The following is a 12465-nucleotide window of genomic DNA, read 5'->3' as shown; positions in this document are numbered from 1 at the left end:
TGCGGCTTTCCGCACCTGTGGGGTACGTTTGAATACATTACGGTCCCCCGGCGGGCCCGTCAAAACCAGTGCAACCCCGGGCGTGTCACGCCCCGCGGCTACTGAACGAAAACGCCGGCCAGGGTCTTCTTACCGCGGCGGAGAACGGCGACGCCCCCGGGAAGCACGGCGCCTTCGATCGTCTGATCGTCGCTCAGCACCTTCACGTTGTTGAGGTAGACGCCACCCTGGCTGATCGCACGCCGGGCTTCGCTCAGGCTGGCGGTGAGCCCGGTGTCCACCAGCAGCTGCACCACGGGTGCGTGCGGAGCGGTCGTGGTGTTGGGGAGTTCCCGCAGCGCCGCTTCCAGCGTGGCCTCGTCGAGGTCGGCCAGGTCACCCTGACCGAAGAGTGCGTGCGCGGCCTGGATGGCGGCATCCGTCGCATCGCGCCCGTGCACGAGGCTCGTGACCGACACGGCGAGGGTGCGCTGGGCCAGCCGTTTGAACGGCTCGGTCGCCACAGCGGTCTCGAGCTCCTCGATCTCGGCCCGGGTGAGGAAGGTGAATACCTTCAGCCGGTTGATCACGTCGGCATCGTCGGTGTTGAGCCAGAACTGGTAGAACGCGTACGGGCTGGTCAGGGTGGGGTCGAGCCAGACGGCGTTGCCCTCGCTCTTGCCGAACTTGGTGCCGTCACTGTTGGTGATCAGGGGGGTGCCGATGGCATGCGCGCTCTCCCCCTCCGCCTTGCGGATGAGGTCGATGCCGCTGGTGAGATTGCCCCACTGGTCGCTGCCGCCGGTCTGGAGCACGCAGCCGTAGGTGCGGAAAAGTTCGAGGAAGTCCATCCCCTGCAGCACCTGGTAGCTGAACTCGGTGTAGCTGATACCGGCGTCCGAGTTCAGACGGGCGCTCACGGCATCCTTCTTCAGCATGCTGCCGACGCGGAAGTACTTGCCGATGTCCCGCAGGAAATCGATGGCGCTGAGCGGGGCGGTCCAGTCCAGGTTGTTCACGAGGGTGACGGCGCTGTCGCCCTCCGAACTGAGGAAGCGGGAGACCTGGGCCTGGAGGTAGCCCACCCACTCGTTGACGACATCCCTCGAGTTCAGGGTGCGCTCGGCGGTCGGGCGCGGGTCGCCGATCAGGCCGGTGGATCCGCCGACCAGCCCGAGCGGTCGGTGCCCGGCCAGCTGGAGGCGGCGCATCAGCAGCAGCTGAACGAGATTGCCCAGGTGCAGGCTGGGTGCGGTCGGGTCGAAGCCGCAGTAGTACGTGACCGGCGGGCCGGCGAGCAGCGCGCGCAGTTCGGCGGCATCCGTCGAGACCTGCACCAGGCCACGCCAGGAGATCTCCTCCCAGACGTCGTCGAAGGTCGGGTCATTGGCTTGCAGGGCGAGGATCGCTGGATCTGACACGAGCCAAGGCTACCAGCGCCCGAACTGGGCCCGCCGGATCACCTCTGAACCTTCATTGCGAATTATTAAGTCTGCAAGCTGAACTGGTGTATATTCAGCCTGGACACTTCATCTGTTCCCGGTGCGAGAGGAGTCTTCCGTGTTTGTGATCACCGCTGACCAGATCGACAGCCGCAACGATCGCGATCGTGCCGGCGAGATGATCGACGCCCTCATCGCCCGTTTCCCCGGAGCCTTCATCCTCCCGCCCGATCAGACGGCGGGCGACGAGATCCAGATGCTGCTGACGGATGCCCGCAGCACCCTAGACGTGATCCTGGACCTACAGCGTTCCGGGCATTGGAGCATCGGGCTCGGGATCGGCGAGGTGCGCCGCCCCCTGCCGGCCTCGGCCCGCCAGGCATCCGGGCACGCGTTCGTCGGCGCCCGGGCCGCGGTGACGCGCGCCAAGAAAGCGGAGGGCCGGTTCGGCCTCGAGCTCGCCGGCCCGACCGGCGCTCCCCCGCTGCTTGGCGCCGAGGAGGTCGAGGCCCTCGTGACCACGCTGTTGCTGCTGCGCCAGCGCCGCACGACGGAAGGCTGGGCGGCCGTGGACCTGCTCGGCCGGGGCCTGACCCAGGTGGAGATCGCCGCGGCGCTCGAGATCTCGGCGGCGGCCGTCAGCCAGCGACTCCGCAGCGCCCTGTGGCGCGTGGACCAGTCCGCGCAGCCCGCACTCGTTAGGCTCTTGGAGAACCTCCAGCACGCCACGACAGAAACGGGCCCTGCCGCATGACCTCTTCGTCCTTCCAGATCGTGGCGTACCTGTACTGGCTCCTGCTGATCCTGGTCACGACGGGTTCGCTGTTCTTCGCGGTCCTGGCGTTCCGGCAGCACAAGCAGCAGTTCGCCGCCATCGCCGCCGGCGGCCTGGCCGCGGCCCTGCTGATCGCATCCGTGCCCGCCCCCGGCGGCGCCAGTGTGTTCGGCACCATCCTCGGCATGCTGGCCCTCGGCCTGGCGGTCGTCGGCGGCGGGCCCGCAGCGCTGCTCGCACTCCGGCTGGCCACGCACAACAGCGTGACGCCCGGCCAGCACGGCGGCATCCTGGTGGAGAACGCCGGGTCGGCGGCCTCTGACTCGGGGGTTCCCGCCCAGGCCGGCACCGACGAGCCCGGCACCGGTGAGGCCCGCACCGACCAGGCGAAGCCCCAGCACGCGGTGCACGAGGTGCTGCGCGGCGGCCTGATGATCGGGATCCTTGAGCGGCTGGCCGTGGCGGGCGCGATCCTCGCCGGCTTCCCGGAGGCCCTCGCCATCGTCGTGGCGATCAAGGGCGTCGGCCGGTTCACCGAGCTGGCCGCCGCCGAGGCGCGGGAGCGATTCATCATCGGCACCCTCGCCAGCCTGATCTGGGCCTGCGCGTGCGCGGCCCTCGTGCAGATCGCGGTCGCCTAGCGAGTCTTCGCGGCCTCGGAATCGGCCAGCGGCACCGCTGGGCGTCGCGGCGCACCCTGTGGTCGCGGGCGCACGTTGTAACCAGCGCCCGCGGCAAGAGGGTGGGCCGCGAGCCTCGGGTGGGGTCCCTTGGGGCGCGGTGGCTCGCCGCGGCCAGGCGACCCGGATCTGCTGCCCGGCCCGGGACATCCGTGGCCACCGCGTTCAGCAACTGCGGAGATTTTCGCAACACGCCGTTGGGGCGGGCGCCGAAAGCGGTGATTCTCGAAAATCTCCGAGATCACGTGACGACGGATGCCCCGGCCGGGTCCGTCTGCGGAATGGCATGGCGGGGCGTCGCGGCGCACCCTGTGGTCGCGGGCGCACGTTGTAACCAGCGCCCGCGGCAAGAGGGTGCGCCGCGAGCCTCGGGCTGGGCTGGCTGGCCGGTTGGGCTGGGTCGGGTCCCTCGGGGCGGGCCGGTTGGGCTGGGTCGGGTCCCTCGGGGCGGGCCGGTTGGGCTGGGTCGGGTCCCTCGGGGCGGCGTGGGACGGTTTCCTTGGGGCGCGGTGGCTCGCCGCGGCCGGGCGACCCGGATCTGCTGTCCGACCCGGAACATCCGTGGCCACCGCGTTACTAGCTGCGGAGATTTTCGCAACACGCCGTTGGGGCGGGCGCCGAAAGCGGTGATTCTCGAAAATCTCCGAAATTACGTGACGACGGATGCCCCGGCGCTGGCCCAGGGATGGCCCGGACCTAACGACGGTGGGGCTCAGTGCCCCGCTTCGGATGCGGCCGGTAGGGCGACACCGACGCGTCATCGGGGATCCAGAATCGCCACGGGTACTCGGCGCCTCCGCCGGGGCCGCTCACGCCGGTTCGGGGGCCGCTCCGGAATTCGCTCGGCTGCTCCGGCAGGGTGAGCTCGAACGGGGCCCGGCTGAGGTCCGCGCCGTCGTCGGCGAGCCCGATGCCGAGCGCCACCGTGAGCCGGGCCGGGCCGCGCCCGAGGTCGCGGTCGCTGCGTGCGGTGGGGCGTCGCATCCGTGCCTCGTCGACACCCGCGATGATCTCGCCGGCGCGCAGCAGCACCGCGGACGCCTCCCCCGGCTCCGAGCAGACGATGTTCGCACAGACGTGCATGCCGTAGCTGAAATACGCGTACAGGTGACCGGGCTCGCCGAACATGGCCGCGTTCCGCCGGGTCTGCCCGCGGAAGGCGTGCGATCCGGGGTCGAGGCCGAGCCCGAGATAGGCCTCGACCTCGGTGATGCGAAGCAGCACCCCGTCCCGGCCGATCACCGCGCCCAGCAGTAGCGGCGCGACCTCCAGTGCGGGTCGCGCCAGCAGGCTGCGGCCGGGGATCACACCCGGAGAGCGGCCGCCAGGACCCCCACCCGGGCGACCAGCACGGCGCGCTGCTCGGCCACGCGCACCGGGGCGGTGCCGCCCTGGCCGTCGCGGCGGGAAACCGAACCGGTGATGGTGAGCACCTCGCGCACGTCCGGCGTCAGGTGCGGTGACAGCGCGAGCAGCGCCGCGTCGTCCACCTCGTGCAGGTCGAGCCCGTTCTGCTCCGCGTGCTTGACCAGCGCGCCGGTGATTTCGTGGGCGTCGCGGAAGGTGACCTGATGCTTGACCAGCCACTCGGCGACATCCGTTGCCAGGGAGAAGCCCTGCGGCGCCAGCTCGGCCATGCGGTCGGTGTGGAAGGTCAGGGTCGCGATCATGCCGCTGAAGGCCGGCAGGAGCACCTCGAGGGTCTCGATCGAGTCGAAGACCGGCTCCTTGTCTTCCTGCAGGTCGCGGTTGTAGGCCAGCGGGAGGCCCTTGAGCGTGGTCAGCAGCCCGGTCAGGTTGCCGATCAGGCGGCCGGACTTGCCGCGGGCGAGCTCGGCGATGTCCGGGTTCTTCTTCTGGGGCATGATCGAGGACCCGGTCGAATAGGAGTCGTCGAGGGTGACGAAACCGAATTCGCGCGTGTTCCAGAGGATGATCTCCTCGGCCAGGCGGGACAGGTCGATCCCGATCTGGGCGGTGATGTACGCGAACTCCGCGACCAGGTCGCGGCTCGCGGTGCCGTCGATCGAGTTCTCGACCACGGCGCTGAAGCCGAGGTCGGCGGCGACCAGGTTGGCGTCGAGGCCCAGGGTGTTGCCGGCCAGGGCGCCCGAGCCGTAGGGCGAGAAGTCGGCGCGCTTGTTCCAATCGGTGAACCGCTCGAGGTCGCGCACGAGCGGCCAGCAGTGCGCGAACAGGTGGTGGGCGAGCAGCACCGGCTGCGCGTGCTGCAGGTGGGTGCGGCCGGGCATGATCGCGTGCTCGTGCGCTTCGGCCTGCGACGCCAGGGCGTCGATGAGGTCGACGACGTGAGCGGAGAGGGCAACAGCCTTGTCGCGAAGCAGCATCCGCACCAGGGTCGCGACCTGGTCGTTGCGGCTGCGGCCGGCGCGGAGCTTGCCGCCGAGTTCGACGCCGACGATGTCGATCAAGCCGCGCTCGAGCGACGAGTGAACGTCTTCGTCGCTCTCCGCGGGCTGGAACCGACCGTCGAGCACGGCCTCGACGAGGGCGTCGAGGCCGGCCACCATGGCGACGAATTCGTCGTCGGTCAGGTAACCGGCCGCGGCCAGGGCGTGGGCGTGGGCCTTCGAACCACGGATGTCATAGGGGGCCAGCGGCCAGTCGAACTGGGTCGACTTGCTCAGCTTCGCCAGTTCCGGCGACGGTCCCCCGGCGAAGCGACCGCCCCACAGGGCGCCCGCCTTGCCGGCACGATTCTCGTTCTTGTCTCCAGCCACGCCGATGCCCTACTTGCCGGCGAGGTCGCGGCGAGCCGAGATCTTGCTCGGCAGCGACCACAGCTCGATGAAACCCTTGGCCATGGACTGGTCGAAGGTGTCACCGGTGTCGTAGGTGGCGAGGTTGAAGTCGTAGAGGCTCTGGGTGGACTTGCGGCCGGTGACGACGGCGGTGCCGGCGTGCAGCTTGAGCCGGATGTCGCCGGTGACGTGCTTCTGCGTCTCGTCGATGAACACGTCGAGGGCGCGCTTGAGGCCGGAGAACCAGAGGCCGTCGTAGACGAGCTCGGCCCACTTGGACTCGACCGTGCGCTTGTACCGGGCCAGGTCGCGCTCGACGGTCATGTTCTCGAGCTCTTCGTGTGCGGCGATCAGGGCGATGCCGGCCGGAGCCTCGTAAACCTCGCGGCTCTTGATGCCAACGAGGCGGTCCTCGACGATGTCGATGCGGCCGACGCCCTGGTTTCCGGCGAGCAGGTTCATCATTTCGATGGCCTGCAGCGGGGTGACGGGCACGCCGTCGATGGCGACGGGGACACCCTGGTCGAAGCTGACGACGACCTCGGTGGGCTCGCGGGTCACGGCCGGGTCCTGCGTGTACGTGTAGAGGTCTTCGATCGGGGCGTTCCACGGGTCTTCGAGGAAGCCGGTCTCGACCGCGCGACCGTACACGTTCTGGTCGATCGAGTAGGGGCTCTTCTTCGACTGCGCGATCGGCAGGTTGTGCAGGGCCGCGTATTCGATGGCTTTGTCGCGGGTGAGGGCGAAGTCGCGCACCGGGGCGAGGGAGGTGAGGTCGGGCGCGAGGGCGGAGACCGCTGCCTCGAAGCGAACCTGGTCGTTGCCCTTGCCGGTGCAGCCGTGCGCGACGCTGTCAGCGCCGAGCTCCTTCGCGGTCGAGGCGAGGTACTTGGCGATCAGCGGGCGGCTGAGCGCGGACACGAGCGGGTAGCGCTTCTGGTATAGCGCGTTGGCCTTGAGCGCCGGCACGATGTAGTCGTTGGCGAATTCGTCCTTCGCGTCGACGACGATGGCCTCGACGGCGCCGCAGTCCAGTGCGCGCTGACGGATGACATCCATGTCCTCGCCGCTCTGTCCGACGTCGATGGCGAGGGCCACGACCTCCTTGCCGGTCGCATCCTTCAGCCAGCCGATGCCAACCGAGGTGTCAAGTCCACCAGAGTATGCGAGCACAACACGTTCAGCCATGGTTCTCCCTAAATGTAGATCTGTTCAAGTTTACGGTGACGCTGTCACACCCGGGCGTGCCCGTTCCGGTCGAGAGTGCCCGTTAGACCGGTCACTCTCGACCGGAAAGGTCACTATGCGGGGGCGTTTTGGGCGTTTTGGGCGTTTTGGGCGAGCAGCCAGACGAGCAGGGCCTTCTGGGCGTGCAGCCGGTTCTCGGCTTCGTCCCAGATGATGCTCTGCGCGCCGTCGATGACGTCCGCCGTGACCTCGTAGCCGCGGTCGGCCGGCAGGCAGTGCATGAAGTGCGCGTCGGGCTTGGCGAGGGCCATCAGGGCGGCGTCGACGCGGTACGCGCCGAGCGTGCCGAGACGCTCCGTCTTCTCCTCTTCCTTGCCCATCGACACCCAGGTGTCGGTGATGACCACGTCGCAGCCGGCGACGGCCTCGGCCGGGTCGGTGAAGAGCGCCACGGAGCCGCCGGTGCGCGCGGCGATGGCCGCGGCATCCGTCACCACCCGCGGGTCGGGCGTGTAGCCGACCGGGGAGGCGATGCGCACGTGCATGCCCGCCGTGGCGCCGGCCAGCAGGTAGGACTGGGCCATGTTGCAGGCGCCGTCGCCGAGGAAGGCGAGGGTCTGGCCGGCGAGATCGCCGCGGTGCTCACGGATGGTGAGCAGGTCGGCGAGCAGCTGGCAGGGGTGGAAGTCGTCGGAGAGGGCGTTGACGACCGGCACTGTGGTGCCGAGGGCCATCTCTTCGAGGCCGGCCTGGCCGTAGGTGCGCCAGACGATCGCGGCGACCTGGCGTTCGAGCACCCGGGCCGTGTCGGAGGCCGTTTCCTTGCCGCCGAGCTGGCTGCTCGCGGTCGTGATGATCAGCGGGCTGCCGCCGAGGTCGGCGATCCCCACGGCGAAGGACACCCGGGTGCGGGTGGACGACTTGTCGAAGATCACCGCGACCGTCTGCGGGCCGGCGAGGGGTTTGGCCGCGAATCGGTCTCGCTTGAGCACCAGGGCCAGTCCGAGGATCTCGGCCTGTTCGGCCGGTGAGATGTCGTCGTCGCGCAGGAAATGGCGGGTCACGGAGTCACTTTCGGTTTTCGGCAATAGACTGTCCAACTCTAGAGGCTGGCCAGTGCGAGCCCGAATCGGCGCTCGAACTCGGCCAGTTCGGCGTCGCCCACGATCAGCGGCGGGGCGATCCGGATGGTGGATTCGTTCGCGGCGTTCACGATCAGCCCGTGGGACAGCGCCGCGGCGGCGAGCCTCTGCGCGACCGGCTCGGTCAGCCCGACGCCCAGCAGCAGGCCGCGGCCGCGCACCTCCGCGATCAGCGGGGAGCCGAGGCCGGTGATGATCTCCCGCAACTGGTCGCCGCGGCGGGCCGCGTTCTCGACCAGGCCGTCGCGCTCGATCGTGCCGAGCACGGCGTTCGCGGTGGCCGTGACCAGCGGGTTTCCAGCGTAGGTCGAGCCGTGCTGGCCGCGCTGGAACAGCTCGGATGCCGCCCCGAAGGTGACCAGGGCGCCGATCGGCAGGCCGCCGCCGATCCCCTTGGCCAGGGTCGCGGCATCCGGCTGGATGCCGTCGTGCTGGTAGGCGAACCAGGCGCCGGTGCGCCCGGCGCCCGTCTGCACCTCGTCGATGATGAGCAACACGCCGTGCCGGGTGCAGAGTTCGCGGGCGCGAAGAAGGAACCCGTCGGGCAGATCGATCACGCCGGCCTCGCCCTGCACCGGTTCGAGGAAGAGGGCGGCGACGGTGTCGTCAAGGGCGGCCTCGAGCGCGGCCAGGGTGGCGTCGATGTGCTCCACCCCGCCGGGGACGGGCAGGAACGGCTCGCGCATGGCCGGTTTGCCGGAGAGGGCGAGCGCGCCCATCGTGCGGCCGTGGAAGGACTCGTGCAGGGTGAGGATGCGGGTGCGGCGGCCGCCCGCGGTGTTCAGCCGGGCCAGTTTGAACGCGGCCTCGTTGGCCTCGGCGCCGGAGTTGCAGAAGTAGACGCGTCCGGCCGGGCCGGTGCCGGTGATCCGCTTCAGCCGTTCGGCCAGTTCCAGCTGGGGCGGGGAGGCGAAGTAGTTGGCCACGTGGGCCAGGCGGCCGACCTGGTCGGTGACGGCGGCGACGAGGTCCGGATGCGCGTGGCCGAGCGAGTTCACGGCGATGCCGGCGAGGAAGTCGAGGTATTCGGTGCCCTCGTCGTCCCAGACGTAGCAGCCCTCGCCCCGCACCAGCATCGCCAGCGGCGGCGCGATCGTGTGCATCATCGCGTCGCTGAATCGGTTGCGCCAGTCTTCGGTGCCGAAGTCTGCCATGGGTTTGGTGCTCACTTCTGTGTCGGTCGTGCTTGTGTGTGTCGGTCAGGGTTGGGCGGGGACGACCTCGGTGCCGATCCCGCTGCCGGTGAAAACCTCCAGCAGGATCGAGTGCGGCACGCGGCCGTCGATGATTGCCGCCTTCGCGACGCCGCCCTCGACCGCGTCCAGGCAGGCCGTCATCTTGGGGATCATGCCCGACTCGAGCTCCGGCAGGAGGGCGCGGAGGGTGTCCACGTCGATGACCGACACCAGCGAGTCGCGGTTCGGCCAGTCGCTGAAGAGCCCGGCGACATCGGTCAGGATCACCAGTTTCGCGGCACCGAGGGCGACCGCAAGGGCCGCGGCGGCGGCGTCGGCGTTGATATTCAGGGACTGGCCCGGGACATCCGTGTCGGGAGCGATCGAGGAGACGACCGGGATGCGGCCGGCCGCGAGCTGGGCGTGCACGGCCTCGGGGTCGACGCCGATGACGTCGCCGACGAGGCCGAGGTCGACCTCTTCGCCGTCGATGACGGTGCCGCGGCGACGGCCCTGGAAGAGCCCGGCGTCCTCACCGGAGAGCCCGGCGGAGAGCGGGCCGTGCGCGTTGATGCGGCTGACAAGTTCACGGTTGATCTGCCCGGTCAGCACCATCCGCACGACGTCCATCGCCTCGGGGGTGGTCACCCGGTAGCCGCCGCGGAACTCGCTCTCGATGCCGAGCCGGTCGAGCATCGCCGAGATCTGTGGGCCGCCGCCGTGCACGACGACGGGGCGGATGCCGCAGTAGCGCAGGTAGACCATGTCCTCGGCGAACGCGCGCTGAAGTTGGTCGCTGACCATGGCGTTGCCGCCAAATTTGACCACGATGATCTGGTCGTGGAACCGTTTGAGCCACGGCAGGGACTCGATCAGGGTGGCGGCCTTGACGGCAGCCTCGGCCCGGCTGTTCTGCGTCTCGTCCGCCGGAATCAACTCGAGTACGCGCTGTTCTCTTCGACGTACTCGTGGGTCAGGTCGTTGGTCCAGATCGTGCCCGTCTCGGTGCCCTCGTGCAGGTCGATCAGCACGGTCACCGACCGGGGCGTCAGGTCGACGAGTTCGCGGGGCTGGTCCGGCTCCCCCGCCGTGCAGACCTGCACATCGTTGATCGCGACGTCGATGCCGTAGGGGTCGAAGGCGGCATCCGTGGTGCCGACGGCCGCGAGCACGCGGCCCCAGTTGGGGTCGTTGCCGAAGATGGCGGTCTTGAACAGGTTGCTGCGGGAGACCGCGCGAGCCACGTTGACGGCGTCGTCCTCGGTGGCGGCGTTCCGCACCGTGATGGCGACGTCGTGCCCCGAACCCTCGGCGTCGGCCTGGAGCTGCAGGGTGAGGTCCTGGCAGATGGCGATCAGCGCATCCGTGAATTCGGGCAGGTCGGCGGCGACCCCGCTGGCACCGGAGCCGAGCAGGCTGACGGTGTCGTTGGTGGACATGCAGCCGTCGGAGTCGAGCCGGTCGAAGGTGACCCGGGTGGCTTCGCGGAGGGCCACGTCGAGCTGCTCGGAGTCGAGTACGGCGTCGGTGGTCAGCACGACGAGCATGGTGGCGAGGCCGGGCGCGAGCATGCCGGCGCCCTTGGCCATGCCGCCGATGGTCCAGCCGGCCGTGGACGTGAGCAGGGTCTGCTTGGGCGTGGTGTCGGTGGTCATGATCGCCTGCGCCGCGGCGAGGCCGGCGGCATCCGAGGTGGCGGCGGCGGACTGGAGCGCGAGGGTCGCATCCCAGACGCCGGCGGTGATCTTGCCCAGGTCGAGCTGCTCGCCGATCAGGCCGGTGGAGCAGACGAGCACCTCGCCGGCGGAGATCTCCAGGCGGTCGGCGATGGCCTCGGCCGTGGCGTGCGTGGTCTGGAACCCGATGGTGCCGGTGTAGCAGTTCGCCCCGCCCGAGTTGAGCACGATGGCCTTGACCCGGCCGCCGCGCATGACCTGTTCGCTCCAGAGCACGGGGTTGGCCTTGCACCGGTTGCGGGTGAAGACGCTGGCCGCGCTGGTGAGCGGGCCGAGGTTGTGCACGACGGCGAGGTCGAGGCCGCCGGACTTCTTCAGGCCGGCGGTGACTCCGGCGGCGGCGAACCCGGCTGGGGCGGTGACACTCATGGGGCTACTCCATTCGTGCTCAGGCCCGTGGTTTCGGGCAGTCCGAGCGACAGATTGGCGGACTGGATTGCGGCACCGGCGGTGCCCTTGACCAGGTTGTCGACGGCGGTGATCGTGACGACTCGGCCGGCGGCCTCGTCCACGGCCAGGCCGATCAGGGCGGTGTTGGCGCCGAGCACATCGCTCGTTCGCGGGAACCGACCCTCCGGCAGCACGTGCACGAACGGTTCATTCGCGTAGGCCTCCTCCCAGGCGGCGCGCACCGCGGCCGCGGACGTGCCGGGCACGAGGCGGGCCGTCGCTGTGCAGAGGATGCCGCGGGACATCGGCACGATCACCGGGGTGAAGGAGATGGTCGGGTTCGCGGCCCCGGCCCAGCGCAGGCTCTGCTGGATTTCGGGGATGTGCCGGTGCCCGCCGCCCACGGCGTAGGGGTTGGCGGAGCCGAGGACCTCGCTGGCCAGGTTCGGCCGCCTGAGGCTCTTGCCGGCACCGGACGGGCCGACCGCGAGCACGGCGACGATGTCCTCCGGCTCGATCACGCCGGCACGGATGCCTGGAGCCAGGGCCAGGGCCACCGTGCTGGCGTTGCAGCCGGGGGCGGCGATGCGGCGGGAGCCCCGCAGCCGGGAGCGCTGGGTGCCGCCGGCGACAGGGAGCTCGGGGACCCCGTAGGTCCAGGCGCCGTAGTAGTCGCCGCCGTAGAACGCGGCCCAGTCTGACTCGCTCTCCAGGCGGTGGTCAGCGCCGCAGTCGACGACGAGGGTTTCGGCCGGCAGGTGCGCGGTGAGGGCGCCGGATGTCCCGTGCGGCAGGGCCAGGAAGACGACGTCGTGCCCGGCGAGGGTCTCGGGGCTGGTGTCGACGAGGGTCAGGTGGGCGAGGGAGCGCAGGTGCGGCTGCACGTCGATCAGGAGCTGCCCGGCATTGCTGTGGGCCGTGACCGTGCGCACCTCGAACTCGGGGTGTTCGGCCAGAAGCCGCAACAATTCGCCGCCCGCATAGCCGCTCGCACCTGCCACCGCCACCGAAAAAGCCATGTGACAAACTTAGCGCGCCGCCCCGCACGCCGAGAATCGCCGTTCGCGCCGATAATCGCCGCTCGGGCGGCGACTGTGGGCAGAAACGGCGACGCTCGGCGGGTGCTCCGCCGCACTGGGCTCCCCCGCCGACTCCGCCGCGCCGGGCTCCCCCGCCGACGTCGCCACTTGCGGTCG

Annotated in this window: 11 protein-coding genes; 2 read left to right on the top strand and 9 right to left on the bottom strand. The window is 70.0% G+C overall.

All coding sequences use genetic code 11. The features are described from left to right. Positions 1-98 precede the first annotated feature (98 nt). On the bottom strand, positions 99-1400 hold the full coding sequence (gene tyrS, locus E3T37_RS00855) for a tyrosine--tRNA ligase (RefSeq protein ID WP_134364971.1): 1302 nt from the start codon (positions 1398-1400) through the stop codon (positions 99-101). A 139-nt stretch (positions 1401-1539) separates the two neighbouring features. On the opposite strand from tyrS, the gene E3T37_RS00850 reads away from it, so the two are divergent. Further along, positions 1540-2175, top strand: coding sequence for a DNA-binding protein (locus tag E3T37_RS00850; protein WP_134364970.1), 636 nt, complete (start codon positions 1540-1542; stop codon positions 2173-2175). Beyond that, on the top strand, positions 2172-2837 hold the full coding sequence (locus E3T37_RS00845) for a hypothetical protein (protein ID WP_134364969.1): 666 nt from the start codon (positions 2172-2174) through the stop codon (positions 2835-2837). Before E3T37_RS00850 ends, E3T37_RS00845 begins: the two co-directional genes overlap by 4 nt. A gap of 735 nt (positions 2838-3572) precedes the next feature. Here E3T37_RS00845 and E3T37_RS00840 read toward each other — a convergent pair. The 8 genes from E3T37_RS00840 to argC all read right to left on the bottom strand — a co-directional run bounded on the left by E3T37_RS00840 (position 3573) and on the right by argC (position 12288). Then, on the bottom strand, positions 3573-4184 hold the full coding sequence (locus E3T37_RS00840) for a DNA-3-methyladenine glycosylase (RefSeq protein ID WP_241978687.1): 612 nt from the start codon (positions 4182-4184) through the stop codon (positions 3573-3575). Continuing rightward, the gene (gene argH, locus E3T37_RS00835) at positions 4181-5617 is read right to left on the bottom strand and encodes an argininosuccinate lyase (RefSeq protein ID WP_174235689.1); all 1437 of its coding nucleotides are present in this window, start codon (positions 5615-5617) and stop codon (positions 4181-4183) included. The genes E3T37_RS00840 and argH overlap by 4 nt, the downstream gene beginning before the upstream one ends. Positions 5618-5626: 9 nt before the next feature. Next, complete coding sequence (locus tag E3T37_RS00830) at positions 5627-6826, bottom strand: argininosuccinate synthase (RefSeq protein WP_134364967.1); 1200 nt, start codon at positions 6824-6826, stop codon at positions 5627-5629. Positions 6827-6939: 113 nt separating this feature from the next. Next, the gene (argF, locus tag E3T37_RS00825) at positions 6940-7890 is read right to left on the bottom strand and encodes an ornithine carbamoyltransferase (RefSeq protein ID WP_134364966.1); all 951 of its coding nucleotides are present in this window, start codon (positions 7888-7890) and stop codon (positions 6940-6942) included. Between the two features lie 38 nt (positions 7891-7928). Next, the gene (locus tag E3T37_RS00820; protein WP_134364973.1) at positions 7929-9122 is read right to left on the bottom strand and encodes an acetylornithine transaminase; all 1194 of its coding nucleotides are present in this window, start codon (positions 9120-9122) and stop codon (positions 7929-7931) included. A gap of 45 nt (positions 9123-9167) precedes the next feature. Next, positions 9168-10079 carry an acetylglutamate kinase gene (gene argB / locus E3T37_RS00815; RefSeq protein ID WP_370292123.1) on the bottom strand — a complete coding sequence of 304 codons (912 nt, stop codon included), beginning with the start codon at positions 10077-10079 and terminating at the stop codon, positions 9168-9170. Then, entirely contained in the window at positions 10076-11248 is a 1173-nt protein-coding gene (gene argJ, locus E3T37_RS00810; protein WP_134364965.1) for a bifunctional glutamate N-acetyltransferase/amino-acid acetyltransferase ArgJ, read from the bottom strand. The genes argB and argJ overlap by 4 nt, the downstream gene beginning before the upstream one ends. Next, entirely contained in the window at positions 11245-12288 is a 1044-nt protein-coding gene (gene argC / locus E3T37_RS00805) for an N-acetyl-gamma-glutamyl-phosphate reductase (protein ID WP_134364964.1), read from the bottom strand. The genes argJ and argC overlap by 4 nt, the downstream gene beginning before the upstream one ends. Positions 12289-12465 lie beyond the last annotated feature (177 nt).

The organism is Cryobacterium sp. TMT2-10, from assembly GCF_004403075.1.
GTDB lineage: Bacteria > Actinomycetota > Actinomycetes > Actinomycetales > Microbacteriaceae > Cryobacterium > Cryobacterium shii.
The sequence above is the reverse complement of the archived record's forward strand: the minus strand, read 5'-3'. Positions and strand labels throughout refer to the sequence as shown.